Genomic DNA, 26,361 nt, shown 5'->3' with positions numbered 1-26,361 from the left:
CGTGTCCCACAAGCAGGTGCTCAACTCCGCACGGCGCCGCGTGCGCAAGGAACAGCTTGCCCGGCGCCACGGGCAGCGCTGTTCCTACTGCCGCCGCCCGTTCGCCGACCTGCGGGAGGCCACGATGGACCACATCGTGCCGCACTCGCTGTGGCGTACGTGGACGGTCACGGCCCTTGCTCTGGCGTGCCTCGACTGCAACAACGCCAAGGCCGACCGGTTCCCGCTCTCGCTCGCGCTGGTTCTGCTGCGGTCGGTCGACCCGAGTCGGCCGACCGTCGGCCCCGACCTCTGGCCGTTGTTGGCCCGACTCGCGTACGCCAACCAGTCGGCGTTCACGGCCATGTGGTCGGCTGCCGAGTCAGCCGACCCGATCGGCAAAGAGTCGACCCCTGACCAGCGTGACGACCAGCGTCACACCCCTGTATCGCGCTCGATCGCGCGGCCCGACTGCTTGCGTGCGACCCGACCTGTACGGGTGTGCGGGTGGCCGATCGGAGAGGCCGTATGAACCACGACATCCCCATTCCTGCGCCCACCAACCCGATGGCCGTCGCCCGCCACCTGGCCCCCCAGTGGGAGCACCAAGGCATTCTCACGCTGAGGCACTGGCGCGGTACATGGATGTGCTGGGACTACTCGCACTGGCGTGAGCTGGACTCTCAGGAGATCCGCGCCAGCCTCTACAAGCAGCTCGAACACGAGGTGTACGACCACGTCACTCCCAAGGGCGAACTGGAACAGCGTCCGTGGGCCCCGACCATCCGCAAGGTCGCCGACCTGATGCAGGCCATTGCCGCCGTGACCCACCTGGCGCCGACCATCGACGCTCCGGCGTGGATCGATACGCCCACTGACGCGCTACACCGCCCGACCGCCCCGCTGGCCGATGGCGTGGGGAGTCCCATCGTGGCGTGCACGAACGGGCTGCTTCGAGTCGCCGACCGGACCCTGACAGAGCTGACCCCGGGGTTCTTCAACCTGGTGTCGGTGCCGTTCGACTACGACCCGGACGCGACCGCGCCCACCTGGGAGGCGTTCCTCCGGCAGGTGTGGCCGGACGATCCAGCGTCCATCGCGGCACTGCAAGAGTGGTTCGGCTACGTGCTGTCCGGCCGCACCGACCAACAGAAGATCCTGCTCATCGTCGGTCCGACGCGCTCCGGCAAGGGCACCATCGCTCGTGTGCTGGCCGGACTGGTCGGTGAGGGCAACATGGCGGGGCCGACGCTGGCCAGTCTCGGCAGCAACTTCGGGCTCTCCCCGTTGCTGGGCAAGTCGCTCGCGGTCGTCGCCGACGCGCGGCTGACCGGCCGTGACGGTCACCAGGTCGTAGAACGGCTGTTGACCATCAGCGGTGAGGACACCATCGACGTGGACCGGAAGTTCAAGGATCCGTGGACGGGCAAGCTCCCTACCCGGCTCATGATCCTTTCCAACGAACTGCCGAACTTCGGCGACTCCTCCGGGGTCATCGCCCGTCGGTTCGTCGTGCTGAACATGACCGTGTCGTGGCTCGGCAGGGAGGACACCGCGCTCACGGACAAGCTCAACGCGGAGATGCCGGGCATCCTCAATTGGGCTCTGGACGGGCTTGCCCGCCTGGAGGCGAACGGCCGCTTCACCGTGCCGCCATCGTCCCAGGAAGCCGTCACCACCATGCAGGACACTGCCTCTCCCACCTCGGCATTCGTCCGCGAGTGCTGCGAGACGGGACCGGCGTGCGAGGTGACCGCCGAAGAGCTGTGGATGGCGTGGCGGCACTGGGCTGACGACAACGGCGTCCGCCCCGGCACCAAGGCGATGATGGGCCGCAACCTGCAATCCGTCGTCCCTCAGGTGCGCCGTACCCGGCCGCGCGGTGTGGACGGCCGACAGGTCCCCACCTACAGCGGGATCTCACTCACGGCCGACGGCCGCCGTTCCTTGAGCCCCGACTCAGCCCGTCTCACTGGCCACGGGCAGACGCTGAGTCGGGTTGAGACGGGACTCACGCTATTGCAGCCGCCATCTGACGATCTGCCCCTGTGTACCGGATGCGGGCACCCCTTCGAGCCGCTCGAACCGGGCCAGACCACTCACCCCACCTGCACCCCTGCCGTCGCGAGGGAGGCGTCATGAGCACTGCCAACCAGCCGAATACCGACCCGCCCGCCGCCCTTCGCGGCGGACTGCCGGACCGGTACCTCACCCCCGAGGACCTGGTGACGATGTTCAGCCTGCCGAGCGTCGAGACGGTCTACCAGTGGCGCCGCAAGCGCATCGGCCCGCCCGGCTTCCGCGTCGGCAAGCACGTCCGATTCGACCCCGCCGCCGTGGCCCGCTGGGTCGCCGAACAGAGCGCGCTCGACGACGCGGCCTGAGCCGCCAACGGGGAACGGCGTAACGAAACTCGCGTCAGCTGCGCCGGGTTTCGTTACGCACCCCGAGCCGTCGGCCGACAGGGAGGCACCACCCGTCGTGTTAGGGAGGCAGGGAGAACTCCCTCCGGGCCTCCCTGTCCCGCCTCCCTCTCCGTGACCAGGGCGGACAGCCTCGTAGGGAGGCAGGGAGGCAAACCTTGAACGTCACCGGAACCGGCCTCCAGTAAGCCTCTCCAGCCCCCTGTCTACGCCTCCCTGCGAGCCCTCCCTCCGGTGCTACCGGTAGCACCTGGCCCTGCTACCGGTAGCAACCCCGCTAGCACCCCAAACCCCCAGTGATCAGGCCCGTAGCGAGTAGCGGGCCTCCCCCAGCACACCCCGAAACAGGCCGGAAGGCCGCTCTCTGGCCCTCCTGCGCCCTGCTACCGGCCGCGCCCTGCGGCCTCACCCGACAAGGAGCCCACAGCCCGTGTCCATCCACCTGGAAGACCGCTGGTACCGACGTCGCCGCGACGGCTCCCGCGTCCGCACCGCGCGCTACAGCCACGGTCCGCGCTACCGCGCTCACTTCAGCGACGGCACCGGCCGGCGCACCGCCAAGTGCTTCCACGACCGCCGCGCCGCTGAGCGCTGGCTGGTGAAGACCGAAGTCGCCCACCTCCTGAAGGGAGCCGCCTGACCATGGCAGGCCACATCTTCGATCGCTGGTTCAAGACCATCACCGACGCGAACGGCAAGACGGTTCGCGTGAAGACCGACCGATACGGCGCTGGCCTGCGCTACCAGGCCCGCTACGTCGGCCCCGACGGCAAGCGCAAGAACAAGTCCTTCCCCGACGGACAGAAGCGCCTCGCCGAACAGTGGCTGAGCGCCATCACGGCAGACGTCGCCCGCGGCGACTTCATCGACCCGAGCGCGTCCCGTACGACGTTCCAGGAGTTCGCTGAGAAGTGGCTCGCGAGCCAGAGTGGCGACCCCAACACGCGTGCGTCGATGGAGTCTCAGCTCAAGCTCCACGCCTTCCCTCGCATCGGGTCGCGTCAGCTCGGGTCGTTTCAGCCGAGCCACATTCGCGAGTTCGTGACCCAGCTCGAAGAGACCGGCATGTCCGGCTCGTACGCCCGCGTCATCTTCTCCAACGTGCGCGCCGTGCTCTCCGCTGCGGTAGAGGACGGATGCCTACGCCGGAACCCCTGCAACTCGCGCACAGTGACCCCGCCGGCCATGGGCTCACGCCGCGTCGTCCCCTGGGAGCCTGAGCGCGTCTTCGCCGTACGCGCCGCCATGGTCGAGCGGTTCCGTCCCATGGTCGACGTGGGCGCAGGATGCGGCCTGCGGCAAGGGGAGATCCTCGGGCTGTCCGTCGATGACATCGACTTCGACAGCGGCACCCTGCACGTGGTGCAGCAACTCAAGCTGAGCCTGAGCAAGGCGGTGTTCGCACCGCCGAAGGGTGGCAAGCTCCGAGACGTTCCGCTGCCCGACCCCGTGGCGGAGGCTCTCCAGGAGCACATCAAGCGGTTCCCGCCTGTGGAGATCAAGCTCCCGTGGATGCGGGGCAACGGTCAACCAGTGACGCGACGGCTCATCTTCACGGGCCCCAACGGCGGGCACGTCTGGCGTACGTCCCTGAACGAGGACCACTGGAAGCCCGCTCTCGCCAAGGCCGGAGTCATCCCCAAGGCCAAGAGCCGGGAGCACGCCGCCGCCCGCGAGCACGGCATGCACGCGCTGAGGCACTTCTACGCGTCCGTACTGCTGGACGCCGGGGAGAGCATCAAGGCGCTCGCTGAGTACCTCGGGCACTCCGACCCGGGCCTGACTCTGAAGGTGTACGCGCACCTCATGCCGAGCAGCCGAGACCGGGCCCGGAAGGCTCTCGGCAAGGCTCTCCGGCCTCAAGATCCAAAGGGCTGAGGTTCCAGGGAGGTTCCAGAGCATGAAAATGCCCCTGCTCCGCGCTTCCCGCGCAGGTCAGGGGCATGATCACAAACCCTACTTCTTCTTGCCCTGGTTCTTGACCGCCTCGATCGCCGCCGCGGCCGCCTCCGGGTCGAGGTACTTGCCGCCGGGGGTGACCGGCTTGAAGGCGGCGTCCAGCTCGTAGTAGAGCGGGATGCCTGTGGGGATGTTCAAGCCCGCGATGTCCGCGTCCGAGATGCCGTCCAGGTGCTTGACCAGGGCGCGGAGGCTGTTGCCGTGGGCGGCGACGAGGACCGTGCGGCCGGCCAGGAGGTCCGGGACGATGCCGTCGTACCAGTAGGGGAGCATGCGGACGACGACGTCCTTCAGGCACTCCGTGCGGGGGCGCAGCTCCGGCGGGATCGACGCGTAGCGCGGGTCGTCCGACTGGGAGAACTCCGTGCCGTCCTCGAGCGGGGGCGGCGGGGTGTCGTACGAGCGGCGCCACAGCATGAACTGCTCCTCGCCGAACTCCGCGAGGGTCTGCGCCTTGTCCTTGCCCTGGAGGGCGCCGTAGTGGCGCTCGTTCAGGCGCCAGCTGCGGTGGACCGGAATCCAGTGGCGGTCCGCGGACTCCAGCGCGAGCTGCGCCGTGCGGATCGCGCGCTTCTGGAGGGACGTGTGGACCACGTCGGGGAGAAGGTCGGCGTCCTTCAGGAGCTCGCCACCGCGGACTGCCTCCTTCTCGCCCTTCTCGTTGAGGTTCACGTCCACCCAGCCGGTGAACAGGTTCTTCGCGTTCCACTCGCTCTCGCCGTGGCGGAGGAGGATCAGCTTGTACGGTGCGTCGGCCATGTCCCAGAGCGTAATCCACGCATTCGGGCCACAGGAGGCCCGCCCAGCAGACGGACAGTTGACGGCATCTGTTAATTGAGTGGCCGGGCCCCTCCGCCCGTGCGTAAGTTGTGCCTGCTGCCTGCGCCACTTACGTCCATGGGGGATTCTCGATGTCAGTCGCCGGTCTGAGACGTGCCGCCCGGGAGACCGTCTCCGGACTGCCCCGCGAGTTCTGGTGGCTGTGGACCAGCACCCTCGTCAACCGGCTCGGGGCGTTCGTCGCCACCTTCATGGCTCTGTACCTGACGATCGACCGCGGGTACTCCGCCTCCTACGCCGGTCTCGTCGCGTCCCTGCACGGGCTCGGCGGGGTCGTCTCCTCGCTCGGGGGCGGAGTCATGGCCGACCGGCTCGGGCGGCGGCCCACCCTGCTGATCGCCCAGACCTCGACCGCCGCCTCGGTCGCCCTCCTCGGGTTCGTGCACGGTCCCGTCGCCATCGCCGCCGTCGCCTTCCTGGTGGGCATGGCGTCCAACGCCTCCCGGCCCGCCGTCCAGGCGATGATGGCCGACATCGTGCGGCCCGAGGACCGGGTGCGGGCCTTCTCCCTCAACTACTGGGCCATCAACCTCGGGTTCGCCGTCTCCTCCATGGCCGCCGGGTTCATCGCCGAGTTCAGCTATCTCGCCGGGTTCCTGATCGAGGCCGGGATGACGGCCGTCTGCGCGGTCGTCGTCTTCCTGAAGCTGCCCGAGTCACGGCCCGTCGCCGTCGTCTCCAAGGGGGCGAAGGAGGACGCCGTCGGTCTTGGTGCGATCGTCCGCGACAAGCGGTACATGGGTGTCGTCGGGCTGTCCTTCCTGGTCGCGCTCGTCTTTCAGCAGGGGTCCGTCGGACTGCCCGTCGCCATGGGAGAGGCCGGGTTCACCCCCGCCGACTACGGCATGGCCATCGCCGTCAACGGCGTACTGATCGTCGCGCTGCAGATCCCCGTCACCCGGTTCATCGAGCGCCGGGATCCCCGGCGGCTGCTCGTCGTCTCGTCCCTGCTGGCCGGCTACGGCTTCGGGCTCACCGCCTTCGCCGGGTCGGTCGGCCTCTTCGCGCTGACGGTGTGCGTGTGGACGCTGGGCGAGATGGTCAACGCGCCCACGCAGACCGGTTTGGTCGTTCGGTTGTCGCCCGTGCACGGGCGGGGGCGCTACCAGGGCGTGTACACGTTGTCCTGGTCTCTTGCTGCGCTGGTTGCTCCGCTGATGTCCGGGGTGGTGATCGACCGGTTCGGGGCGGAGTGGTTGTGGGGCCTGTGCGCCGTCGTCGGCACGGCTGCCGCCGTCGGGTACGGCGCGCTTATGCGGCGCCTTCCGGCGGCGGAGGTGGCGGCGGCAATTCCGGCGGCCGCCGACGCCGAGCTCGCGGCAGGGTGAGGTGCCCGGCGCCCGGGCATGGAGGGCGTCGAAAGAGCCCCCGCACCGCACCGAGAACACCAAGGCGCGGGGCGGGGAATCAGGCAGCCCCCGGCACTCGGTGCCAGAAGCCTAGTTGAACGTCCCCTCCAGCTTGCCGAAGTCGGGGTCGCCGTTGACCTTGCCCACGTCGCTGACCGGCCAGTCGTCGGGGCCGTCGGCGAGGGCCTGGGCCGCGCCTCCCAGCAGGACTGTCCCGGCGAGCGCGAGGGCGGCCAGCACGGCACGTGCACGCATGAGCGTCTCCTTCGGTAGGTGTGTGCTTGCCGGAGGTATGCCGCCCAGCCGCCGTGCGGGAAGCGCCACGTGCACACAAGCACCCGAATGCGGCGCACCGGGCGCCACCCGTGTGGGCGTAGGAGAAGACATGACAGAGCCCCCCACCTGCGGTTGTCCGCCGGTGGAGGGCTTGTCGCCGTGGCTGTCGACCGGTGCCGGCGCTGTCAGGTCGCCGGCCGGCGGTCAGAAGCTGGCGTTCACACCGACCTGGTGCGGGAGGGCGCCGAGGGTGCCGCCGAGGGTGCCGAGGGCGGTCGCCTTGAGCGTGTCGAGCTCGGCCAGGGCGTCCGCGCTGCTGAGCGTCGTGGAGCCGGCGGTGAGGGAGACCTGCGGGGCCAGACCGCCGGAGACGGCGTCGAGGTCGGCGTCGGAGATCTCGGCGGTCTGAACCTGGGGAGCGGAGTTCATGCTGAAACTGCCCTTCGCATGGATGTGCCAGAGGGGGGAGCGGCCCCGCGGGGGGACAGAAGGCGGGGCTCGGTGCGCAGGATCAAACCACGGAGCGTGCCCGGCATCCAGTGCGAAGGCGCCCGGAGCTGGGCAGTTGAAACGGTCGGCCACCGAAGCGTGTGGGGATGCACACGAATTGGGGGCAGGTTCTCTACAACGAGCGCCGCACAGGAAGCCGACAGGTGTTGCCCCGGCTTCCGCGAACAGGACAACTCCACATCAACAGAACCCATCCGCGCCGAGGTTGCGCACGGTTGCGCATTCACTGTGCAGATTCGGTCACGGATGCATCCGCGCGCCTTTCAGCACCTTGTCCACAGCGTTCTTCGGGCCGTGGACCGCCATCCCCACCAGGTCCAGATCACCCGTCCGCACGGCCCGTACCGCCGCCCGGTTGTCGCGGTCGTTGCCCGTGGCGAACAGGTCGGAGGTGAAGACCGAGCGCGGCAGGGCCCGGGACAGCGCCCGCCCGTGGGCCGCCGTCAGCGTCTCCTTCGTACCCTCGAAGACCAGGACCGGCTGGCGGAACATCGGCAGGTACCGGACGCCGTCCGCGTCCTCGTACGGCTCGCCGATCACCTCGGGAACCGCCGTCCCCAGGCCGCTGACCAGGAACGCGGTCACGTTCAGCCGCTGCCAGGGCTCCAGGTCCTCCCGCAGCAGGACGGCGATCTTGGTGTCGAAGCGCATCGGTTCAGTGCTCATGCACCGAGACTGCCGACCGTCGCAGGACCCCGTCTTGTACGTTCTTTGCATGGCCGCTCAGCGCCCCCGGCAGGAGGTCTCCGCCTGGCGCCCCCGGATACCCGGCGTCGTGGAGGTCTTCCACGCGCACTTCACCGAGTACGCCTATCCGATGCATGTGCACGAGGCGTGGACGCTGCTCATCGTGGACGACGGCGCCGTACGGTACGACCTCGACCGGCACGAGCACGGCACCCCGCACGACACGGTCACCCTCCTGCCGCCGCACGTCCCGCACAACGGCTCCCCCGCCACCCCGCACGGCTTCCGCAAGCGTGTCCTCTATCTCGACGGCACGCATCTGCGCGACGACCTCATCGGGGCCGCCGTCGATCAGCCGGACCTGCGCGACCCCGTGCTGCGGCGGCGCGTCGGGCAGTTGCACACCGCGCTCACGCACGCCGGCGACGAGTTGGAGGCCGAGAGCAGGCTGACCTTCATCGGGGAGCGGCTGCGCTCCCAGCTGCGGCCGAGCGCCGCGGCGGACACCCCTCGGCCCGATCCCGTCCTCGCCCGCCGCCTGCGCGAACTCCTCGACGAGCGGGTCGTCGACGGCCTCACCCTCGACGAGGCCGCGAGGCTCGTGCACGCCCATCCCGCGCATCTCGTACGGGCGTTCAGCACCGCCTACGGCATCGCACCGCACCAGTACCTGAACTCCCGCCGCGTCGACCGCGCCCGCCGGCTCCTGCTCGACGGCCGGTCGCCGGGGGAGGTCGCGACCGCCACCGGATTCTTCGACCAGTCCCATCTCACCCGGCACTTCAGGAAGTTGGTGGGGGTGACCCCGGGGCGTTATGCGAAGAACGTGTGACAAGGACCTCCTTGCGAGGCCCGCGGCCATATCGTCCGGCTCATGGACTGGCATGAGTGGCACGATGCGTACGACTCACCCGACTCCTGTCTCGGCCGGCGCCTGGCCCTCGTCCAGGAACGCGTCCGGCTCGCCCTCGACGAGGCCCCGCCCGGCCCGCTCACCGCAGTGAGCCTCTGCGCCGGCCAGGGCCGCGATCTGATCGGTGTGCTCCACGACCACCCCCGACGGGCCGACGTCCGGGCCCGGCTGGTCGAACTGGACGAACGCAACGTCACGGTGGCACGGGCTGCGGCGCGCGCCGCGGGGCTGCCGGACGTCGAAGTCCTCGCCGGGGACGCCTCGCTGACCGACCACTACGCCCCGCTCGTGCCCGCCGACCTGGTCCTCGTCTGCGGGGTGCTGGGCAACCTGGTCGACGCCGACGTCGAGCGGACGATCGACCACCTCACGCAACTCTGCCGACCCGGCGGCACGGTCGTCTGGACCCGCACCCGGCACTTCGAGCCCGACCTGGTGCCCCAGATCTGCGCCTGGCTGGAGGAGCGGGACTTCGAGCGGCTCTGGGTGTCCGACCCCAGCCTCGGCTACGGCGTCGGAGCCCACCGCTTCGCCGGTGAGCCCCGACCGCTGAGCCCCGGGCAGCGCATGTTCGACTTCATCGGCTACGACACCCTGCACCGTGCCCTGGTCACAGCTCCCGTTGCGCCTCGTACAGGTTCCGCGGCCGGACCTGGTCCGTCGTGGGATACAGCTCCAGCCGAGCATGCAGGTCCCCGGTGAAGTCCGGCACGTCGATCTGGTCGAACTCCGTGACCTCGTTGACGCCGACGGTCGCGGAGTACGGCGCGAGTCCGTCGATCTTCACCAGGCCCGCCCTGCCGTTCGTCACGCGGATGTTCCAGTGGGTGAAGCGGGCGCCGAAGAGGGGGCCTGCGTTCGCGTCGCCGCCGTGGCGGCCGTTGTTGTCGAGGGTGATGTCGGTGCGGACGTTCGCGAAGGGCAGGCCCCGGTGTGAGTCGAAGGTGCCCATCTGCAGGTCGCCGCGCGACCAGACGTTGTAGGAGGACAGGCCCTCGACGTTGATGCCGTGCAACTGTGTTCCCTCCGGGGCCGGGACCGTGCGCTGTTCGATCGTGAAGTCCTCGATCAGGTTGTCGTGCGAGCCCTCACGGCAGAAGTAGGGGTGGTGTTCGCCGCGGCCGCCGACCCTGGTGCGGCGCAGGGTGCAGGAGGACGCGGCGACCAGGCCGAACCCGTTGTCGACGTTGCGTACGGTCACGTCGTCCACCCAGCAGTCGTAGGCGCACTGCAGCGCGACGCCGTTGTAGCCCTTGTCGAGGAGGTGCGGCGACTGGGGTGTCTCCATGACGTCGAGAGTGAGTCCTTCGACGCCTGCTCCTGTCAACTCCCGTATGTGCGTGGTGAATTCGGGGTTCCATTCGGGGCGCAGGTCGAGCGGGAGCGGGCGCTCCAGCGTGACCCTGCGGCCGCGGACACGGGCCACCCGGACCGGCCACTCGTAGGGGACGTACGACAGCAGCTTGGTCTTGTCCTGCCAGGAGTACGCCGCCGGTCCGGCGCCGCCGCCCGACATGTGCTGGAGGAGGGTGTGTCCGGCGTCGTCGGCGATGCGCAGCAGGACCAGTCGGCCGGGGCGCAGCCGTGACGGGTCGGCGACCGTCACCGTCCAGTCCCCTTGCCGCGCGGGCTCCACGGCCGTCAGGGGCTCCCACTCGTCCCGCTTGTTGCCGGTCCAGCCCTCGAAGGGCCAGGCCTGGGCCCTGATGGCGGCGACCAGTGATTCCCAGCGGGCCTGTGGGGCCAGCCAGATCAGACCGCCCGCCCAGGACCAGGCCGACTTGGTGCCGCCGTATCGGGAGCCGTAGACACCGATCAGCTCGGTGAGGCTCTTCGTCGCGTACAGCGTCGTACGGCCGCTTCCGGCGCCGCGCAGCACGACGTTGTCGTACCCGATGCGGATGAGGCCGTCGATGCGGAAGGTCCCCGGCGGGATGGTGACCGTGCCGCCCCCGGCCCTCCCGGCGGCGGCGAGGGCACGGTTGATCGCGGGGGCGCAGTCGGTCGAACCGCCCGCTTCAGCGCCGTAGTCGCGCACGTCGGCCACGACGGGGCGGCGGGGCAGGCGCGCCGTCCCGCGCAGGCAGCCGGCGCGGCCGACGTACGGGATCTGCGGGTGGGTGAAGGGGGTGCGGGTGAACTCCCGCCAGATACCGGGGACCTGGCTGCCGGGCGGGGCGGCGGAGGCGGGCGTGCCGGTCGCCGCGGCGGCGGCCACGGCGGTGGCTCCGACGAGGAGACTCCGTCTGGTCATGCCCTGGTGCGCCGTGCTCATTCCGTACGTCCTTCCCATGCGGCTCTTCATGGATATGAACGACGTTCAGATCTGCGTCGACCGTGAGCATGCCATGAGGGCACGTGGGCGGGAAGGGAGCGTGCGGGAGTTATTCAGCAGAGCGCTGGGTCAGGTGCGTGAACGCGTCCAGGTTGCGCGTCGACTCCCCCCGCGCCACCCGCCATGCGTACTCCTTGCGGATCGCGGACGCGAAGCCGAGTTCCAGGAGGGTGTTGAAGCTGCCGTCCGCCGCCTCCAGGACCTGGCCGAGCAGTCGGTCGATCTCGTCGGGGGTGACGGCGGAGAGGGGGAGCTTGCCCGCGACGTAGATGTCGCCCAGCTGGTCGACGGCGAAACTCACGCCGTACAGCTTGAGATTGCGTTCCAGCAGCCAGCGGTGGACGCCGGGCTCGTTCTCGTCGGGGTGGCGGATGACGAACGCGTTGAGGGAGAGGGAGTGGCGGCCGACCAGGAGGGAGACGGTCGTCTTCAGCTTCCGGGTGCCGGGGAGCTGTACGACGTAGTTGCCGGTGGCGGGGCTCTCCCACTCGAGTTCGGCGTCCTTCAGGACGCCTTCGATCACCTGTGCGGCTTTCTCTGCATCAGCCATGGTGGGAGCGTACGCGACGCCGGTGCGACTGCATCGCGGCCGTGTAGACGTCCGCCGTCGCGGCGGCCGCGGTGTCCCAGCCGAAGGACTGCGCGTGCCGGGCGGCGGCCGCACCCATGCGGGACGGGAGCGTCGGATCGTCGGCGAACTCGGACAGCACGCGCGCGTAGTCCGCCGGATTGTGGCCTCGTACGAGGAAACCGGTCTCCCGGTCGCTCACGGCCACCGGCAGTCCGCCGACCGAGGCCGCGAGCACCGGTGTGCCGGCCGCCTGCGCCTCGATGGCGACCAGGCCGAAGGACTCGCTGTAGGACGGCATGACGAGGACGGATGCGGCCCTGAACCAGTCCGCGAGCTGGTCCTGGCCGACAGGCGGGCGGAAGCGCACCACGTCCGCGATGCCCAGGCGGGCGGCGAGTTTCTGCAGGCCCTCGGGCTTGGCGAGGCCGCTGCCGCTGGGGCCGCCGACGATCGGCACGACGATGCGGGAGCGCAGCTCCGGGCGCTCGTCGAGGAGGACGGCGACCGCGCGCAGCAGCACGTCCGGGGCCTTCAGGGGCTGGATGCGGCCCGCGAAGAGGGGGATCAGGGCGTCCTGCGGGAGGTCGAGGCGGGCACGGGCGGCGGCGCGGCCGTCGGCCGGTCGGAAGCGGTCCAGGTTGACGCCCGGGTGGACCACGGCGACCTTGGCGGGGTCGGCCGAGTAGTGCCGTACGAGCTCGTCGGCCTCCTCGGCGGTGTTCGCGATGAGGCGGTCGGCCGCCTCGACGATCTGGGTCTCGCCGATCACGCGGGCGGCGGGCTCGGGGGTGTCGCCGTCGGCCAGGTTGGCGTTCTTGACCTTGGCCATGGTGTGCATGGCGTGCACCAGGGGGGCGCCCCAGCGCTGGGCGGCGAGCCAGCCGACATGGCCGGAGAGCCAGTAGTGGGAGTGCACGAGGTCGTAGTGGCCGGGGCGGTGGCCCGCCCAGGCCTGCATCACCCCGTGGGTGAAGGCACACAGCTGGGCCGGCAGCTCCTCCTTCGCCAGTCCCTCGTACGGGCCCGCGTCGACGTGGCGGACGAGGACACCGGGAGCCAGCTCGACGCTCGGAGGGAGGGCGGCCGTGGTCGCGCGCGTGAAGATCTCGACCTCGATGTTGATCGCGGCGAGGCGCTGCGCGAGCTCCACGATGTAGACGTTCATGCCGCCGGCGTCACCCGTGCCCGGCTGGTGGAGCGGTGAGGTGTGCACGGAGAGCATGGCGACGCGGCGCGGGCGGCGGTGCAGCCTCAGCCGCGGGGGCGTTGCCTGGGAGCGTCGCCCGAGCCTGCTGACGTACTGGCTCACGTGGCGTTCCTCCTTGTGCGGGCATGCCTGGGGGAGGGTGTGGGGCGCCCTCCAAGGGAGGCAACAGCGCGAGGTGGGGTTCCCATCCCGAGGGAAGGGGATTTTGCCCAGTCATTACCGTGGGCGCTCAACCAAATCCATCCCGTCGTGGGTCCCCCCACTCGAGCGAAGCCGAGAGTGGGGGAGTTCGAGGACGAGGCCGTTCAGGCCGAAAGCGGGGGTCTGGGGGCGGAGCCCCCGGGGCGTCCACTCCAGCGCCGGGCATCAAACCCTGGCCGCATACCCTCGTACCCATGCCGCCCAGCACAGCGCAGCGTCCCGTGGGAACCGTGACGCGCGGGACGACCAACCCCAACCGGCTGCGCCGCATGGACCGCTGGATCGCGGCCACGCACGGCGCCGAGCTGCGCCGCGCCGCCGATCCCGTCGCCGTCGACCTCGGCTACGGCGCCGCCCCCTGGACGGCCGTCGAACTCCTCACCCGGCTGCGCACGGCGGCGCCCCGCACCCGTGTGGTCGGTGTCGAGATCGAACCGGCCCGGGTGACGGCGGCCAAGCCGTACGAGCGCGACGGGCTCGCCTTCCGGCACGGCGGCTTCGAGATCCCCCTCCCCCAGCGGCCGCATCTCGTCCGCGCGGCCAACGTGCTGCGCCAGTACGACGAGTCCGAGGTCGCCGCGGTGTGGCAGCGGCTGTGCGCCCGGCTGGCCCCGGCGAGCGCGCACTCCCGCGGCGGGCTGCTGGTCGAGGGGACCTGTGACGAGATCGGGCGCCGGCACGTATGGGTCGCGCTCGGCCCCGAGGGGCCGCGGACGGTCACCTTCGCGACCAGGCTCGGCTCCCTGGACCGGCCCTCGGACCTCGCCGAACGCCTCCCCAAGGCGCTCATCCACCGCAACGTCCCCGGCGAACCCGTGCACGCCTTCCTGCGCGACTTCGACCGCGCCTGGTCCGCCGCCGCGCCCTACGCCTCCTACGGCGCCCGGCAGCGCTGGATCCGTGCGGTGCGGGATCTGACGGCCGACTGGCCGGTGACGGACCGAGCCGAGCGGTGGCGGCAGGGCGAAGTGACGGTGACCTGGGAGGCACTGGCGCCCCGCAGCTGACCGTCCTTCACCCCTGACCTGCGGGGAACGATCTCCGTGAGTCGTTCGTCACAAAGGCGGGAAGATCGTGTACGGCACCGGGGAGGGGGAAATCCGACTTGCGTGCAGCCCTGTCGCTTTGCGCGTCGGCGTGGCACGATCCCCCAGGCACCGTAAGTTACTGACGGTAAATCAGGTTTGGGGGTAGCTGTATGGGTACGGGCAAGCGCGGCCTCATCGCGATGGCCGTGACCGTCGTCTGCGCGGTCACCGTGCTGGCAGCGCCGGGGACGGCGTTCGCGAATGCCGGCCGGACGCCCTCCCCCAGCACCTCTCCCGCCCCGGACGCGTCCGCCTCCGTGACTCCCGCGCCGAGCAAGGACCTTGAGGCGATCCGCGAGAAGCTCGACCAGCTCTACCACGACGCGGCCGTCGCCACGGATGCGTACAACGCGGCCGAGGAGAAGGCCGAGCGGCAGTCCGCCGCGATCGTCGACCTGGCGCAGAAGATCGTCAAGGGGCAGCAGAAGCTGGACGAGTTGAAGAAGCGGGCCGGCGCCGCGGCCGCCGCCCAGTACCGCACCGGCGGACTGCCCGACGAGGCCCAGCTGCTGCTCAGCGACAGCCCGCAGCAGTTCCTCGACGGCGCGGGCCGGGTGCAGGAGGGCGAGCGCGCGACCAAGGGCCTGATCGTGGAAATGACCCGCACCCAGCAGGACTTGAAGCAGTACGCCGCGGACGCCGCCGACCAGTGGAACAAGCTGGAGGCGGGCCGCAAGGCGAAGGACGCCGCCCGGAAGAAGATCAAGCAGCAGATCGCGGCCGCCGAGAAGCTCGAGAGCCGGCTGGAGAAGAAGGAGAAGGAGCGCCTCGCCGAGCTGGAACAGGCGGCCGCCCTCCAGGCGCAGACCGCGTGGCTGGACTCCGGGATCCTCCACGAGATCAGCGGCAAGGCGTCCGAGCTGGGCAAGAAGGCGGTCGCCTACGCCACGGCGCAGATCGGGAAGCCGTACGAATGGGGCGCCGAGGGCCCGGAGACCTACGACTGCTCGGGGCTGACCTCACAGGCCTGGGCGGCTGCGGGGCACGCCATTCCGCGCACCTCGCAGGAGCAGTGGAAGCAGCTGCAGCACGTCGACATCAAGGACATGCGGCCCGGCGACCTCATCATCTACTTCGACGACGCCAGCCATGTCGGGATGTACATCGGCGACGGCGCCATCGTGCACGCCCCGCGGCCCGGGCGGACGGTGACGATCACCGGGGCGGGGTCCATGCCGATCCTCGGCGTGGTGCGCCCGGACGCCTAGGGAGGGTGGGCCGGGCGGCCTCGTGAACCCCGTCACGTGACCCACTGCACGCCGAACAGCCCCGCAAACCCACGGCGGACGTGACGTTCGTCATTCCTGCGCCGTGCCCCTCCTGTCCAACTGCGGTACGGATCGCGGCATATGACAGTGGCGCCTCGCCAAGCAGCGTGTCTCACGCCATTCCTTTACGGCGCCGGCACCCGCTATGGTCCCCGTCGGTGGATCGAGATCTCTCGCTCCGCCTGCCCTCGGGGGGAGGGAAGGAACTCAACAAGATGCCCGTACCCATACCGCGGCAGAGAGCGATCCCGGCCGCGGAGAGTGGTCAGGCGCAGGCCGCGCAACAAGGCGGCACCTCCACGGACCAGACCCCGCGCAAGGAAGCCACGGTCGACAAGAACGCCGCCACCACCACGAACCTGACGCTGCTGCTGATCGAGGACGATCCCGGCGGCTCCACCGTCATACCCGAGCTGCAGGACTCGGCCGGCCGTCCGATCCGCGTCCGTGCCGCTCGCAACCTCACCGAGGCCGCGCGGCTGCTGACCGACGACGTCCACTGCATTCTGCTGGACCTCGCGCTGCCGGCCCCCGGCCGCAGCGATGACGACGACGAGCTCGCCGTGCTCAAGCACGTACTGGAACTCGCGCCCCGGCACGCCGTCCTCGCGCTCACCGCGTCCGGCGACGCCGAGCGCGCCGCCGAGGCGGTGCGGGTCGGCGCCCAGGACTACCTCTTCCGGGACGAACTGGACGGCCGGCTGCTGAGCCGGGCGATCCGTTACGCCGTGGAGCGGAAACGTTCCGACACCGCCGAGCGGCGGCTCGCCGAGGGCCGGGTGCGGGCGCAGGAGAACCGGCGCCTGGAGCGGGGGCTGCTCCCTACGCCGCTGCTGGAGGGCTCGTCACTGCGGTTCGCTGCCCGGTACCGCCCTGGCCGGTCGCGGGCACTGCTCGGGGGTGACTTCTACGACGTCGTACGGACGCCGGACGGCACCGTGCACGCCATGATCGGCGATGTCTGCGGGCACGGCCCGGACGAGGCGGCGCTCGGCGTGGAGCTGCGGATCGCCTGGCGGGCGCTCACCCTCGCGGGGCTGTGCGGCGACGAACTGCTCGGGACGCTGCAGCAGGTGCTGGAGCACGAGCGGTCCGACGACGAGATCTTCGCGACCCTCTGCACGGTGGACATCTCGCCGGACGAGCGGCGGGCCGGGCTGTGTCTGGCCGGGCATCCGTCGCCGCTGATCGCCCGGCCGGGCCGGCCGGCCGAGCTGCTGCCGTACGACAACAACGGGCCGGCCCTCGGGCTGCTGCCGGGGGCGCGGTGGCCTCGGATGCAGGTCGAGCTGGGGCGGGAGTGGAGCCTGATGCTCTACACCGACGGGCTGATCGAGGGGCGGATCGGGGAGGGGCGTCTCGAGCGGCTGGGGCAGGACGGGATGGTGGAGATGGTGCGGCGGCAGCTGGCCGAGGGCTTGCGCGGCGAGGCGTTGCTTCGGGCTGCGGTGAACGAGGTTCGTGAGCTCAATGGGGGCGAGCTCACGGATGACGTTGCAGTGCTGCTGCTGGACCGCGGGGCTTGAGCGGAAGCTCGCCGTTCCAAAAAAACAGGGCGTTGCACCCGCCCACCGTATTCAGCGGCCGCCGTTGTAGGGACCGTAGGGGCCGTCGCTGCTGGAGCCCCTGCGGTTGCGGCCGCCGCCTGCCAGGCCTCGGAGGGCCGGGCGGACGTCGACCATGTAGACGATGCTGGCCACCAGGCCTATGGCGGGCAGGAACGACAGGATCGGGAAGATGAGGTTCACCACGAAGGCGAGGGCGAGGATGATCAGCCAGAACGGCTTGGTCTGCTTGCCGACCGCGCGGTAGCCGTCCTCGCGGCGGATGGCCGCATCGATCAGCGCGAAGCCGCTGAAAAGGATCAGGGCCATGCTCAGCAGCCACATCAACCCTGCGAATCCCTGCATCAGCACTACGTCCACCACCAGACTCGGCTTGTCTCTACGCGGTCACCGTACCCGTTCCCGAACACCGGCTACCCGCACAACGGGCCGGGCGCTCCAGGAGTGCCCGACCCGTTACCGATCACCCGTCCGTGTCACTTCGCGGGCGGCGTCGTCTTCTTGGCGGTGGTGGTGGTGGTCTTGCGGGCCGGCGCCTTCTTGGCGGCGGGCTTCTTCGCCGGGGTGGCCGTGGCCTCGGCCGGCTTGGCGGCGTCTTCCTTGAGCGGCTGCGCCTTCGGCTCGACGGCGATGGCGAGGTCCTCGATCTCCTCGGCCGCCTCGCCACGCCAGGTCTTCACGGCCTGCTCGCCGTGCTCGGCGACCTTCTCGTAGGTCTCGCGGGCCTTCACGGCGTACTCGGCGGCGACGCCGACACCGCGCAGCGCGAGGTCCTGGGCCGACTCGCCGAGCTTCTTCAGGTCGGCGTCGATGGTGGAGCCGAGCTTCTTGATGTCACCGTCGAGGGTCGCCAGGAACTCGCTGACCTTGGCCTGGAGGTTCTCCTGGGTCTCCTTGACCTTGGCGCCGGCCTCCTTGGCGCGGGCCTGGGCCTTCTCCTGGACGGCCTTCGGGTCGGTGGTGCGGACGGCCTCGAAACGGGCCGGGGCCTCGGCGCGCAGCTGCTCCACCAGGCCGGGCACCTTCTTGGCCTGCTGAAGGGCCAGGTCGGCGGTGCCTGCGGCGAAGTAGAGCGGCGTCGGGTCGCTGAGGGTCTTGCGGAGGTCGTCGGTGATGGCCATGGTGATGGTCCTCCCGGGTCACTTGCAGCTGAGGGTTTTGGTTCCCGCGGGCGGCGTGGCCGGTCTGCTCAACCGGTGGGCCGCTGCGGGTCGTGCGGTTCGGCATCGTTGCCGTCGGACGTGCGGGTGCGGCGCGTGGCGGACCTGCGTCCGCCGGCCGTGCGGGTCTTGCGGGTACGGCGCTCACCGGTCTGCTCGCCGTCGTCCTCGCGGGGGCGGCGTATCGCAGCGTCGGTGTCCTGAACGTCCCGGGCGTCCGTGGCGCCCTGGCCGGGCTCGGCGGACAGGACCACCGCGCCGGCCTCCGGGGGCGCCTCGGTCACCTCGTCCGCCGCGCCGGCGATCCCGAACCCGTTCTCCTTGCGGAAGGACTCGTAGATCTGGAGCAGCACCTGCTTCTGCCGCTCGTTCAGCGTGGGATCGGCGAGGATGACGGCACGCGTCTCCACCTCGTCCCGGTCCCGCTCGGCGTCGAGGATGCCGGCGCGGACGTACAGCGTCTCGGCGGAGATCCGCAGCGCCTTGGCGACCTGCTGCAACACCTCCGCACTCGGCTTGCGCAGCCCGCGCTCGATCTGGCTCAGATACGGATTGGACACCCCGGCGGCATCGGCGAGCTGCCTGAGCGACAGCTGCGCGGTGCGCCGCTGGTCGCGCAGGTATTCACCGAGATTGCCGACGTTGAGCGATGCCATGCCTCCACCTTGCACCATCCTCGCTAACTATTGCAAGCAGCCGCTTGCAATAGTGCGCCATGCCACTCGGGAGGGTGCATCGGGACCGTCGTGAACCCGGCGACGGCAGGCCTATCTGGCGAGTTCGGCAGGGGCGTCCAGCCGGGTCAGCTTGCGCGGGTTTCTCACCACGTAGATCCGGGTGACCCGGCCGTTCTCCACACCGAGGCTCACGGTGGACGGTTCGCCGTCGAAGTCGATACGGCCGGCGGGCGCGCCGTTGAGCCAGACGGTCGTCGTCGTGAGTGCGGCCACCTTCCGGTTCGCGCCCGCGAGCAGCCCGGCCACCACCTGAGCGCCGTGCAGCGGAGCCAGAGCCGCCGCCACGACCCCGCCGCCGTCGGCGATCATGACGACGTCCGGTGCCAGGAGCTCCAGGAGCTCCTGCAACTGCCCGGTCCGCAACGCGGCGAGGAACCGTTCCACCACGGCCTGCTGCTCCGCCCGGCTGACCCGCACCCGCGGCCGGCGGGCCGCCACGTGCTCGCGGGCCCGCCGTGCGATCTGCCGTACCGCGGCCGCGGACCTGCCCGTCGCCGCGGCGATCTCGCCGTACGGCAGCTCGAAGACCTCGCGCAGCACGAACACCGCCCGCTCCGTCGGCCCGAGCGTTTCGAGGACGGTCAGCATCGCGATCGAGACGCTCTCCGCGAGTTCGACGTCCTCGGCGACGTCCGGGCTGGTCAGCAGCGGTTCGGGGAGCCACTCGCCGACGTACTCCTCGCGGCTGCGCGACAACGACCGCAGACGGTTGAGCGCCTGCCGGGTCACGGTCCTGACGAGGTACGCCCGCGGGTCACGCACCTGCGCACGGTCGACGCCGGCCCACCGCAGCCAGGACTCCTGCAGCACGTCCTCCGCGTCGGCCGCGGAGCCGAGCATCTCGTAGGCGACCGTGAACAGCAGGCGACGATGGGCGACGAAGGGGTCCTCGGTCATGAACGCGCGGCCAGCGGGATCTCGCATGCGGCGGCGAAGCCCTGTGACTCGACCCCGAGCGCCGTGTTGCTCCTGGTCGCGAGGTTGGCGTAGGCGATACAGCCGGTGAGCTCGACCAGCGCCGCCGGGCCGAGCCGGTCCAGCAGACGCCTGGACAACTCGTCGGTGACCGTCGGCGGCGTGTTCGTCATGGCCTCGGCGTACTCCATGACGTCCCGCTCCAGCGGCGTGAACACCTCCGACTCGCGCCAGCGCGGCACCTGGCTCGCCTTGGCCAGGTCCAGGTCCTTGTTCTGCGCCTGGAAGTAGTTGATGTCGAGGCACCAACTGCAGCCGACCTGTGCCGCGACGGCCATGTGGGCGAACGACTTGAGGCTCTCGTCGGCCGCATCCCAGGCGGCCACCCTGGCCCCCATCTCCGAGGACGCCTCGGCGACCGGGGGGTTGTGCCAGGTGGCCTCGAGCGGTTCGGGCACGACCCCGAACCGCTCGATCATGCTGTCGGCCACCTCACTGCTGATCTCGGCCTTCGGAACGCGGAGCGCCATGGTGTTCTCCCTGTACGTCGGGGTGTTTGCCATGAAGACACCGCCGGGCCCGTCAATGTGACAGCCACTCCTCCAGGACGGCGAAGTCCGCGTCGGTGAGCCCGTACAGGTGATCGACCCGGTGCAGCAGCGCGGGCGCCGGATGGTGTGCTGCGACCCAGGCGCGGTCGGCCGCGGTGATCTCGTCGTCGACCCAGACGAAGGGACGGCCGTCCGCCCAGGCCACGAGCGGCCGGGTCTTCCAGTGCAGCGGTGCCTGCGGCTCGTCCTCGTCCGGCCAGTCCACCGAGGGCAGCGGGGGCAGGCCGAGCCAGGGCGCGACGCACACGTTCGCGTCGTCCAGCCAGGTCGTCGCCCACACCAGTTCACAGTCCAGCGCCACCAGCCGCGCGCCGAGCGCGGGGTCGATGCGGTTCAGCAGCGGCTGCCCGGCGACCGCCGCGGGCGGCAACGGAAAGCGCGGTTCGTACGACGGGTACGGGTGCGCCGAGCCGAACGGGATCAGCGTTCCGTCGATGTCGAGGAAGAGAAGCATCAGGGACAGGATCAGCCCTCGAAACCCTGCTCCGCCAGGATCTCGTCGATGCGCGCCCGGTGTGCCGTCTCCCAGGCGTCCAGCGACTCACCGGCCGAACTCGGTGGCGTCAGTCATGTGGCGGACGTTATCGTCCGGTGCATGACTGCCGGGTCGGCCTTGTGCCGTGAGCGAGTTGGGTGCCCGGCCTCTGAGTGAGGTCGCGGCGGGCCAGGAGCCCGCCTCTTTCTCTGCGCCGCCTTCGAACCTTCGGAAGACACGAGTCCTTCGGAAGACACCAGCTGCAGAGAAAGAAGAGAATGCCCAACGACGACAACAAGAAGTTCATCGGCTTCAATCAGCAGGTCATCGACGAGTTCCGCGCCCACCACGGCCGCGTCGGCGGCCCCTTCGAGGGCGGCAGGCTGCTCCTGCTGACCACCACCGGCGCCCGCACCGGCACCCCGCACACCACTCCCGTCGCCTACTTCCCGGACGGCGGCGAACGCGTCCTGGTCATCGCCTCCGCGGCGGGCTCCCCCAAGCACCCGGACTGGTACCACAACCTCCTCGCACACCCACGGGTCACCGTGGAGAGCGGTGTGTTCACGTACGAGGCCGAGGCCGTCGTACTGGCCGGTGAGGAGCGTGAGCAGGCCTGGGCGCGGGCGGTGGAGGCCGACCCCGGCTGGGCGGAGTACCAGAGGAAGACCGAGCGGATCATCCCGGTGGTCGCCCTGCACGCGATCACGACCGGCGGCCCCGGGAAGATCAACGCCGCCACGCCCGGCGAGGCGATCAAGGTCGTGCACGACGCCTTCCGCCGTGAACTCGCCCTGATCCGCAAGGAGATGGCGGCGGGCAACGGCACCCTCGGCGCCCAGCTGCGCGTCAACTGCCTGACCTTCTGCCAGGGTCTGCACAACCACCACACCGGCGAGGACACGATGATGTTCCCGTTCCTCGCCGACCGTCGCCCCGAGGCGAACCCCGTTCTCAAGCGCCTGGGCGAGGAGCACGAGCAGATCGCCGTCCTGGTGGCGGAGCTGCGCCGCGCACTGGCCGACGAGGACCCGGCCGCGGCCCGCGCCGAGGTCGAGCGCCTCACCCTCGACCTCGAAGCCCATCTGACGTACGAGGAGCAGGAGTTGATCCCCCTCCTCGACGCCCCCGCCTGACCCGCGGGCGGCCGCTGCCGACCTCGGCCCCCGGGCTAGAACGGCAGCGGCCGCCCGTGCACCACCTCCAGCCGCGAGACCGCCCGGGTCAGCACGACATACAGCCGGTGCAGCCCGCGCGCCTCCGCCTCCGCGATCGCCGCGGGCTCGACGGCGACGACATGGTCGTACTCCAGTCCCTTGACGAGCGCCGCCGGTACGACGGTCACGCGGGCGCCCAGCTCCTCCGGTCCGGCAGCCCTGATCCCGGCCGCGCCGAGCGCCTGGGTCACCCGCTCCACGTCGGCGTCGGCGGCGACGACCCCGACCGATCCCTCATGCCCGAGCGCATCGCGTACGGCGTCCACGACCGCACCCGGCAGATCGCCCCCCGCCTCCCGCACCCTCAGCTCTCCGTCCCTGCGCAGGGACCGCCCCGCCGGAACGTCGACGTCCAGCCGCTCCAGGAGCCGGTTGGCGAGTGCGACGACGGCCCGGGGCACGCGGAACCCGGTGGTCAGCGGCACCACGGCCGCGTCCGGTTTCCCCAGGTGCCGCAGGACCGTGTCCCAGGAGCGCGCCGCCCAGGGCGTGGTCCCCTGCGCCAGATCGCCGAGCACGGTGAGCGACCCGAACGGTGCGCGCCGTGCGATGGCCCGGCACTCCATCGGGGAGAGGTCCTGCGCCTCGTCGACGACGACATGGCCGTACCCCTCGGGATGCGCGACGAGCCCGGCGACCTCGTCGAGAAGCACCAGATCGGCGGCCGACCAGCGAGCCGACTTCCACGACCGCGGGGGCCTGGCCCACAGCAGTGCCCGCTGCTCGTCCGCGTCCAGCAGCCCGTCGGCGGCGACGGCCAGCACCCCTGCATCTGCGAGCAGCCGGGCCACGACCTCCTCGGGCCGCACCCGCGGCCACACGGCGTCGACATACGCCCCGACGGCCCGCGCCCGCGAGATCCTCCGGACCCAGGCGTTCGACTGCGGCCCGGCCCGGCGCTCGGCCTGCGCCTGGATGCACCGCACGACCCGCATCCGCACCCGCTCGCGCCCGATCCCGTACGGCGGCTCCTCACTCCGCACACCCTCGACGATCCGCACGAGTTCACCGGCCCCGACCCGCCACCGGTAAGAACCGTCATCCACAGTGACGGGGTCGATCCCCTCGCTGGAGACATGCGCATACAACGCCCGGCGCAGCACCTCAGCCATCCGGGCGTCGTGCTTGACGACGGCGGCCCGCTCGCTGTCGGTCCCCCTGACCGGGTGTGCGGCGATCTCCTCCTGGAGGGTCGACTGCCGTACTCCCGTCTCGCCGAGGGCGGGGAGCACCTGGGAGATGTAGGAGAGGAAAGTCCGGTTGGGCCCCAGGATGAGCAGTCCGCCGCGCTTCATGCGCTGCGGATGGGTGTAGAGGAGATAGGCGGCCCGGTGCAGCCCGACGGCGGTCTTGCCGGTGCCGGGAGCGCCCTGCACGCAGACGGAAACGCCCAGATCCCCTCGTACGAGATCGTCCTGCTCGGGCTGGATGGTCGCCGCGATGTCCCGCATGGGGCCGACGCGGGGCCGTTCGATCTCCCGGGCGACGATGTCACTCGCCCGGGACTCGCCGCGGTCGAGGTGCTCGTCCTCCAGGCCGGTGAGGTCGGCGGAGTCACCGCGGCTGCCGGGGGCCCAGCCGAACCGGCGCCGGACCGCAACGCCCTGCGGGTCGCCGGCGCTCGCCTGGTAGAAGGCGCGGGAGACGGGCGCCCGCCAGTCGACGACCAGCGGCGGGGCGGCGATGTCCTCGCTGATCCGCAGCCGCCCGATGTGCAGTGACTGCTCGGCGGTGTCCAGCCGCCCGAAGAACAACGGCCCCTCGGGCAGTTCCCGCATCTCCTTCGCCCGACTGCGCAGCCGGTACCCCAGCACCTCGGCGTCGGCACCGGAGGCGGAGACGTCCTCGCCGGTGACGACGTGCTCCTGGGCGCTGTCGACCATGGCGGCGAGGGCGCTGCGGCAGCGGTCGTGATGGGCGCGCTCGCGGAGAAGGGACTCTTTCAGGGCAGGCGGGGCGGGCTCGACTGTCGTCATGGACACGAGACTACCCAACTAACGTAACCGAGTTAAATATTTTACCGAGTCTCACATCTGCTTGCGGCTCAGGCGAGATGCGGCAACGCGTCCGCCAGCACCCCGAACGCCCGCTCCGCCGCGGCCACGGCATCCGCCCGTACGTCCTCCACCCGCTCCCCCTCGGAGATCCGCCGCCAGTTCTCCATCGCGAGAATCCGCTGCACGGCAACGATCTGCCCGGCGGCGAGGCGGGCCTCCAGTCCACTGCCGAGGGCCTCGGCGAGCGCGGCCTCGGACCGCTGCTGGTAGGCGTAGACACGGGCGACGAGGGCGGGGGTTCCGTACAGCAGGGTGTGGAAGGCGAGCACCGCGGGATGGTCGTTGAGCCCGGTGACCGGATCCTCCCGCTCCAGCCCGTCGAGGAAATGCCGCCGCAGCGCGGCGAGCGGCGTGGGCCCCTCGGCCGCGACCCGGGCGGCCTCCGCCTCGTGATCGGCGATCCGGTACAGGACGAGATCCTCCTTCGCGGGGAAGTACCGGAAGAGGGTCGGCTTGGAGATCCCGGCGGCTGCGGCGACCTCGGCGACGGAGACGGCGTCGAAGCCGCGCTCCAGGAACAGGCGGATGGCGGTCTCGGAGACCTCTTGGTACATCCGCTGCTTCTTGCGTTCACGCAGGCCGGGCTGGGTCATGGCGGTGAGCCTACGCACTGGGTCAGTTCACGGGCCACGCTCCAGAGCGTCTCGAAAAGCTCGCGGCGGCGCCGGATGATCTCCCGGAGCGTCGGAGATCTTGCCTGACCCAGGGCCTCATGGTGCCCGGCCGGACAGTCCGTCAGGAAGGGGGCAGCCGAAGCGGCAGCACGGAGTCAGTCCGGGTGGCCGGGGTCCGCGGTGCGGCGGCGACGCATGAGGGCCGTCATGATCTCCGTGTGGCTCGGCACCTCGGCAAGATCGAGTGGCCCGGCCGCGGCGGCCAGGACTCGCTGCAGTTTCCGCGCGGCCCAGGGCAGAGCCGCCCAGTTGAATCCCGTCCCGTCGCCCAGCGACATCGACACACGGATGACGTCCGTGAAGACCGACTGCGCCCTCTTGAAGTCGAGTAGCACATCCAGGTCGTCCGCCCAGCCGTACGAACCCCCGGGGTTGCCGCTCTCGACGACCCGGCACCATTCCGTGGCCATACGCCGTTGCTGAGACTCCGGGTAGCGCATCAGATAGAGATGGGTGGCGAGGTCGTATAGGGGATCGCCCAGCATCGCCAACTCCCAGTCGATCGTCCAGAGTTGGCCGCGGGAGTCGACGACGAAGTTCTTGCGGTGCAGATCCGCGTGCAACAGGCAGAAAGGGCGCGGCCGCAGCCCGGACATCTTCTTCTTCAGGCGGGTGAACGATTCACTGCCCACGCCGAGCTGCTCGAAGAGGTCCCCGAACTCCTCGCGGTTCTTCTCGTAGACCTGATCCTCTATGAAGACGACCAGACGCTCCAGGAATCCGTCCGTGTCACGGTCTTCGGCACGGTCCTCCGGACGGCAGCGCCGGGGAACGCTCTCGAGCATCTCGGGCGGGATCCGCGCCATCTGCCGGAAGAGCTCCACGATCTGGTCGAAGACCGCGTCGGAGACCCGTCGGCCCGCCCAGCGCCGGGTGGGCAGGGTGCGGCCCTCGATGAACCCCTGGAACCCCATGCCCGCGACGTCGAGGACGTCGGGGATCCACTCGACCTTCCCCTTGAGGGTGCGCAGCAGCTTCTCCTCGGACTCGAAGCACCGCCGGTCGAACCACAGGATCTCGGCACGCGGCTCCCGGACCTTGACGATCTGCGTACCGCCGTCCAGCCACAGGACATAGGTCTCGTGGTGGTACCCCTTGAGCGGGCCTTTGATCACACCCGGTTCCTCGCCGCGCACTTCGTCGGCGAGCTGTCGAGCGTCGGAGGCTGCTTGGGGTGGCATTTCTGGGTTCAGCTCGTTCCGGTGGAGCCCATGAGGTAAGAGGGGACGCACGTTACTCCACTGGCATCCTGCGGTGCGCCGCGAACCCGATAATCGAGGGCTTCGGTCCCCGACTTGGGTGAACCCCCGCACGCGCGACCGCCAGGTAACTGCGCACCCCCCG

At 70.4% G+C, this 26,361-nt stretch carries 28 protein-coding genes; 12 read left to right on the top strand and 16 right to left on the bottom strand.

Annotated elements, in window-relative coordinates; all coding sequences use genetic code 11:
* Position 1 precedes the first annotated feature (1 nt).
* From ACFY1E_RS43845 to ACFY1E_RS43825, 5 genes are all read left to right on the top strand, one after another.
* Positions 2–511 (top strand): HNH endonuclease, encoded by a 510-nt coding sequence (locus ACFY1E_RS43845; RefSeq protein ID WP_389087108.1) that lies wholly within the window; start codon positions 2–4, stop codon positions 509–511.
* Positions 508–2,121 carry a phage/plasmid primase, P4 family gene (locus ACFY1E_RS43840; protein WP_389087105.1) on the top strand — a complete coding sequence of 538 codons (1,614 nt, stop codon included), beginning with the start codon at positions 508–510 and terminating at the stop codon, positions 2,119–2,121. Before ACFY1E_RS43845 ends, ACFY1E_RS43840 begins: the two co-directional genes overlap by 4 nt.
* On the top strand, positions 2,118–2,363 hold the full coding sequence (locus ACFY1E_RS43835) for a helix-turn-helix domain-containing protein (protein WP_389087103.1): 246 nt from the start codon (positions 2,118–2,120) through the stop codon (positions 2,361–2,363). Before ACFY1E_RS43840 ends, ACFY1E_RS43835 begins: the two co-directional genes overlap by 4 nt.
* 469 nt (positions 2,364–2,832) lie before the next feature.
* Positions 2,833–3,042 carry a hypothetical protein gene (locus ACFY1E_RS43830; RefSeq protein ID WP_389087100.1) on the top strand — a complete coding sequence of 70 codons (210 nt, stop codon included), beginning with the start codon at positions 2,833–2,835 and terminating at the stop codon, positions 3,040–3,042.
* Between the two features lie 2 nt (positions 3,043–3,044).
* Positions 3,045–4,280: a tyrosine-type recombinase/integrase gene (locus ACFY1E_RS43825; RefSeq protein WP_389087098.1), complete on the top strand. Its 1,236-nt coding sequence runs from the start codon at positions 3,045–3,047 to the stop codon at positions 4,278–4,280.
* A gap of 78 nt (positions 4,281–4,358) precedes the next feature.
* On the opposite strand, the gene ACFY1E_RS43820 is transcribed toward ACFY1E_RS43825, so the two are convergent.
* A complete protein-coding gene (locus tag ACFY1E_RS43820; RefSeq protein WP_389087096.1) occupies positions 4,359–5,120 on the bottom strand; it encodes a phosphoglyceromutase in 762 nt (253 codons plus the stop codon).
* A 152-nt stretch (positions 5,121–5,272) separates the two neighbouring features.
* On the opposite strand from ACFY1E_RS43820, the gene ACFY1E_RS43815 reads away from it, so the two are divergent.
* Entirely contained in the window at positions 5,273–6,529 is a 1,257-nt protein-coding gene (locus tag ACFY1E_RS43815) for an MDR family MFS transporter (RefSeq protein WP_389087094.1), read from the top strand.
* Positions 6,530–6,640: 111 nt separating this feature from the next.
* Here the strand turns inward: ACFY1E_RS43815 and ACFY1E_RS43810 are convergent, their stop codons facing one another.
* The 3 genes from ACFY1E_RS43810 to ACFY1E_RS43800 all read right to left on the bottom strand — a co-directional run bounded on the left by ACFY1E_RS43810 (position 6,641) and on the right by ACFY1E_RS43800 (position 8,002).
* Positions 6,641–6,805: a hypothetical protein gene (locus ACFY1E_RS43810; protein WP_389087091.1), complete on the bottom strand. Its 165-nt coding sequence runs from the start codon at positions 6,803–6,805 to the stop codon at positions 6,641–6,643.
* 225 nt (positions 6,806–7,030) lie between these two features.
* Entirely contained in the window at positions 7,031–7,255 is a 225-nt protein-coding gene (locus ACFY1E_RS43805) for a hypothetical protein (protein ID WP_389087089.1), read from the bottom strand.
* Between the two features lie 321 nt (positions 7,256–7,576).
* Complete coding sequence (locus ACFY1E_RS43800; RefSeq protein ID WP_389087086.1) at positions 7,577–8,002, bottom strand: DUF2000 family protein; 426 nt, start codon at positions 8,000–8,002, stop codon at positions 7,577–7,579.
* A 49-nt stretch (positions 8,003–8,051) separates the two neighbouring features.
* Between ACFY1E_RS43800 and ACFY1E_RS43795 the strand changes: the two genes are divergently transcribed.
* Positions 8,052–8,855: an AraC family transcriptional regulator gene (locus tag ACFY1E_RS43795; protein WP_389087084.1), complete on the top strand. Its 804-nt coding sequence runs from the start codon at positions 8,052–8,054 to the stop codon at positions 8,853–8,855.
* Positions 8,856–8,897: 42 nt separating this feature from the next.
* Positions 8,898–9,638, top strand: coding sequence for a class I SAM-dependent methyltransferase (locus tag ACFY1E_RS43790; RefSeq protein ID WP_389087081.1), 741 nt, complete (start codon positions 8,898–8,900; stop codon positions 9,636–9,638).
* Here the strand turns inward: ACFY1E_RS43790 and ACFY1E_RS43785 are convergent.
* The 3 genes from ACFY1E_RS43785 to mshA all read right to left on the bottom strand — a co-directional run bounded on the left by ACFY1E_RS43785 (position 9,547) and on the right by mshA (position 13,151).
* A complete protein-coding gene (locus tag ACFY1E_RS43785; protein ID WP_389087079.1) occupies positions 9,547–11,211 on the bottom strand; it encodes a glycosyl hydrolase family 28-related protein in 1,665 nt (554 codons plus the stop codon). The two genes, ACFY1E_RS43790 and ACFY1E_RS43785, sit on opposite strands and share 92 nt — an antisense overlap.
* Before the next feature lie 109 nt (positions 11,212–11,320).
* Positions 11,321–11,821: a YbjN domain-containing protein gene (locus tag ACFY1E_RS43780; RefSeq protein ID WP_389087076.1), complete on the bottom strand. Its 501-nt coding sequence runs from the start codon at positions 11,819–11,821 to the stop codon at positions 11,321–11,323.
* Complete coding sequence (mshA, locus tag ACFY1E_RS43775) at positions 11,814–13,151, bottom strand: D-inositol-3-phosphate glycosyltransferase (RefSeq protein ID WP_389087074.1); 1,338 nt, start codon at positions 13,149–13,151, stop codon at positions 11,814–11,816. Before mshA ends, ACFY1E_RS43780 begins: the two co-directional genes overlap by 8 nt.
* A gap of 293 nt (positions 13,152–13,444) precedes the next feature.
* Between mshA and ACFY1E_RS43770 the strand changes: the two genes are divergently transcribed.
* The 3 genes from ACFY1E_RS43770 (at position 13,445) to ACFY1E_RS43760 (ending at position 17,132) form a co-directional block, all read left to right on the top strand.
* A complete protein-coding gene (locus tag ACFY1E_RS43770) occupies positions 13,445–14,257 on the top strand; it encodes a class I SAM-dependent methyltransferase (protein ID WP_389087071.1) in 813 nt (270 codons plus the stop codon).
* Between the two features lie 191 nt (positions 14,258–14,448).
* Positions 14,449–15,546: an NlpC/P60 family protein gene (locus ACFY1E_RS43765; protein WP_389087069.1), complete on the top strand. Its 1,098-nt coding sequence runs from the start codon at positions 14,449–14,451 to the stop codon at positions 15,544–15,546.
* A 275-nt stretch (positions 15,547–15,821) separates the two neighbouring features.
* Complete coding sequence (locus ACFY1E_RS43760; RefSeq protein ID WP_389087067.1) at positions 15,822–17,132, top strand: PP2C family protein-serine/threonine phosphatase; 1,311 nt, start codon at positions 15,822–15,824, stop codon at positions 17,130–17,132.
* A 51-nt stretch (positions 17,133–17,183) separates the two neighbouring features.
* On the opposite strand, the gene ACFY1E_RS43755 is transcribed toward ACFY1E_RS43760, so the two are convergent.
* The 6 genes from ACFY1E_RS43755 to ACFY1E_RS43730 all read right to left on the bottom strand — a co-directional run bounded on the left by ACFY1E_RS43755 (position 17,184) and on the right by ACFY1E_RS43730 (position 21,048).
* Entirely contained in the window at positions 17,184–17,516 is a 333-nt protein-coding gene (locus tag ACFY1E_RS43755; RefSeq protein WP_181922412.1) for a DUF2516 family protein, read from the bottom strand.
* A gap of 131 nt (positions 17,517–17,647) precedes the next feature.
* Positions 17,648–18,292, bottom strand: coding sequence for a hypothetical protein (locus ACFY1E_RS43750; RefSeq protein ID WP_389087064.1), 645 nt, complete (start codon positions 18,290–18,292; stop codon positions 17,648–17,650).
* Between the two features lie 68 nt (positions 18,293–18,360).
* Positions 18,361–18,987, bottom strand: coding sequence for a helix-turn-helix domain-containing protein (locus ACFY1E_RS43745; protein ID WP_389087062.1), 627 nt, complete (start codon positions 18,985–18,987; stop codon positions 18,361–18,363).
* A gap of 111 nt (positions 18,988–19,098) precedes the next feature.
* Positions 19,099–19,965 (bottom strand): RNA polymerase sigma-70 factor, encoded by an 867-nt coding sequence (locus ACFY1E_RS43740; RefSeq protein ID WP_389087059.1) that lies wholly within the window; start codon positions 19,963–19,965, stop codon positions 19,099–19,101.
* Positions 19,962–20,513 (bottom strand): carboxymuconolactone decarboxylase family protein, encoded by a 552-nt coding sequence (locus ACFY1E_RS43735; RefSeq protein WP_389087225.1) that lies wholly within the window; start codon positions 20,511–20,513, stop codon positions 19,962–19,964. The genes ACFY1E_RS43740 and ACFY1E_RS43735 overlap by 4 nt, the downstream gene beginning before the upstream one ends.
* Before the next feature lie 52 nt (positions 20,514–20,565).
* A complete protein-coding gene (locus ACFY1E_RS43730; RefSeq protein WP_389087057.1) occupies positions 20,566–21,048 on the bottom strand; it encodes an HAD domain-containing protein in 483 nt (160 codons plus the stop codon).
* A gap of 299 nt (positions 21,049–21,347) precedes the next feature.
* On the opposite strand from ACFY1E_RS43730, the gene ACFY1E_RS43725 reads away from it, so the two are divergent.
* Positions 21,348–22,205 (top strand): nitroreductase/quinone reductase family protein, encoded by an 858-nt coding sequence (locus ACFY1E_RS43725; RefSeq protein ID WP_389087054.1) that lies wholly within the window; start codon positions 21,348–21,350, stop codon positions 22,203–22,205.
* 35 nt (positions 22,206–22,240) lie between these two features.
* On the opposite strand, the gene ACFY1E_RS43720 is transcribed toward ACFY1E_RS43725, so the two are convergent.
* The 3 genes from ACFY1E_RS43720 to ACFY1E_RS43710 all read right to left on the bottom strand — a co-directional run bounded on the left by ACFY1E_RS43720 (position 22,241) and on the right by ACFY1E_RS43710 (position 26,198).
* Complete coding sequence (locus ACFY1E_RS43720; RefSeq protein ID WP_389087052.1) at positions 22,241–24,262, bottom strand: HelD family protein; 2,022 nt, start codon at positions 24,260–24,262, stop codon at positions 22,241–22,243.
* Between the two features lie 68 nt (positions 24,263–24,330).
* Positions 24,331–24,936, bottom strand: a complete 606-nt coding sequence (locus ACFY1E_RS43715) for a TetR/AcrR family transcriptional regulator (protein ID WP_389087049.1) — start codon at positions 24,934–24,936, stop codon at positions 24,331–24,333.
* A 176-nt stretch (positions 24,937–25,112) separates the two neighbouring features.
* On the bottom strand, positions 25,113–26,198 hold the full coding sequence (locus tag ACFY1E_RS43710; RefSeq protein WP_389087047.1) for a phosphotransferase: 1,086 nt from the start codon (positions 26,196–26,198) through the stop codon (positions 25,113–25,115).
* Positions 26,199–26,361 lie beyond the last annotated feature (163 nt).

Origin of the sequence: Streptomyces sp. NPDC001604, from assembly GCF_042893475.1 — a bacterium.
GTDB lineage: Bacteria > Actinomycetota > Actinomycetes > Streptomycetales > Streptomycetaceae > Streptomyces.
The sequence above is the reverse complement of the archived record's forward strand: the minus strand, read 5'-3'. Positions and strand labels throughout refer to the sequence as shown.

What these genes read in the sequence shown, in the direction of transcription:
- ACFY1E_RS43790 (WP_389087081.1), top strand. Translation starts at nt 8,898, where the DNA reads ATGGACTGGCATGAGTGGCACGATGCGTACGACTCACCCGACTCCTGT.
- ACFY1E_RS43825 (WP_389087098.1), top strand. Translation starts at nt 3,045, where the DNA reads ATGGCAGGCCACATCTTCGATCGCTGGTTCAAGACCATCACCGACGCG.
- ACFY1E_RS43780 (WP_389087076.1), bottom strand. Translation starts at nt 11,821, where the DNA reads ATGGCTGATGCAGAGAAAGCCGCACAGGTGATCGAAGGCGTCCTGAAG.
- ACFY1E_RS43750 (WP_389087064.1), bottom strand. Translation starts at nt 18,292, where the DNA reads ATGGCCATCACCGACGACCTCCGCAAGACCCTCAGCGACCCGACGCCG.
- ACFY1E_RS43755 (WP_181922412.1), bottom strand. Translation starts at nt 17,516, where the DNA reads ATGCAGGGATTCGCAGGGTTGATGTGGCTGCTGAGCATGGCCCTGATC.
- ACFY1E_RS43840 (WP_389087105.1), top strand. Translation starts at nt 508, where the DNA reads ATGAACCACGACATCCCCATTCCTGCGCCCACCAACCCGATGGCCGTC.
- ACFY1E_RS43835 (WP_389087103.1), top strand. Translation starts at nt 2,118, where the DNA reads ATGAGCACTGCCAACCAGCCGAATACCGACCCGCCCGCCGCCCTTCGC.
- ACFY1E_RS43760 (WP_389087067.1), top strand. Translation starts at nt 15,822, where the DNA reads ATGCCCGTACCCATACCGCGGCAGAGAGCGATCCCGGCCGCGGAGAGT.
- ACFY1E_RS43820 (WP_389087096.1), bottom strand. Translation starts at nt 5,120, where the DNA reads ATGGCCGACGCACCGTACAAGCTGATCCTCCTCCGCCACGGCGAGAGC.
- ACFY1E_RS43730 (WP_389087057.1), bottom strand. Translation starts at nt 21,048, where the DNA reads ATGCTTCTCTTCCTCGACATCGACGGAACGCTGATCCCGTTCGGCTCG.
- ACFY1E_RS43710 (WP_389087047.1), bottom strand. Translation starts at nt 26,198, where the DNA reads ATGCCACCCCAAGCAGCCTCCGACGCTCGACAGCTCGCCGACGAAGTG.
- ACFY1E_RS43810 (WP_389087091.1), bottom strand. Translation starts at nt 6,805, where the DNA reads ATGCGTGCACGTGCCGTGCTGGCCGCCCTCGCGCTCGCCGGGACAGTC.
- ACFY1E_RS43720 (WP_389087052.1), bottom strand. Translation starts at nt 24,262, where the DNA reads ATGACGACAGTCGAGCCCGCCCCGCCTGCCCTGAAAGAGTCCCTTCTC.
- ACFY1E_RS43795 (WP_389087084.1), top strand. Translation starts at nt 8,052, where the DNA reads ATGGCCGCTCAGCGCCCCCGGCAGGAGGTCTCCGCCTGGCGCCCCCGG.
- ACFY1E_RS43800 (WP_389087086.1), bottom strand. Translation starts at nt 8,002, where the DNA reads ATGAGCACTGAACCGATGCGCTTCGACACCAAGATCGCCGTCCTGCTG.
- ACFY1E_RS43745 (WP_389087062.1), bottom strand. Translation starts at nt 18,987, where the DNA reads ATGGCATCGCTCAACGTCGGCAATCTCGGTGAATACCTGCGCGACCAG.
- ACFY1E_RS43725 (WP_389087054.1), top strand. Translation starts at nt 21,348, where the DNA reads ATGCCCAACGACGACAACAAGAAGTTCATCGGCTTCAATCAGCAGGTC.
- ACFY1E_RS43805 (WP_389087089.1), bottom strand. Translation starts at nt 7,255, where the DNA reads ATGAACTCCGCTCCCCAGGTTCAGACCGCCGAGATCTCCGACGCCGAC.
- ACFY1E_RS43785 (WP_389087079.1), bottom strand. Translation starts at nt 11,211, where the DNA reads ATGAGCACGGCGCACCAGGGCATGACCAGACGGAGTCTCCTCGTCGGA.
- ACFY1E_RS43740 (WP_389087059.1), bottom strand. Translation starts at nt 19,965, where the DNA reads ATGACCGAGGACCCCTTCGTCGCCCATCGTCGCCTGCTGTTCACGGTC.
- ACFY1E_RS43770 (WP_389087071.1), top strand. Translation starts at nt 13,445, where the DNA reads ATGCCGCCCAGCACAGCGCAGCGTCCCGTGGGAACCGTGACGCGCGGG.
- ACFY1E_RS43765 (WP_389087069.1), top strand. Translation starts at nt 14,449, where the DNA reads ATGGGTACGGGCAAGCGCGGCCTCATCGCGATGGCCGTGACCGTCGTC.
- ACFY1E_RS43815 (WP_389087094.1), top strand. Translation starts at nt 5,273, where the DNA reads ATGTCAGTCGCCGGTCTGAGACGTGCCGCCCGGGAGACCGTCTCCGGA.
- ACFY1E_RS43735 (WP_389087225.1), bottom strand. Translation starts at nt 20,513, where the DNA reads ATGGCGCTCCGCGTTCCGAAGGCCGAGATCAGCAGTGAGGTGGCCGAC.
- ACFY1E_RS43715 (WP_389087049.1), bottom strand. Translation starts at nt 24,936, where the DNA reads ATGACCCAGCCCGGCCTGCGTGAACGCAAGAAGCAGCGGATGTACCAA.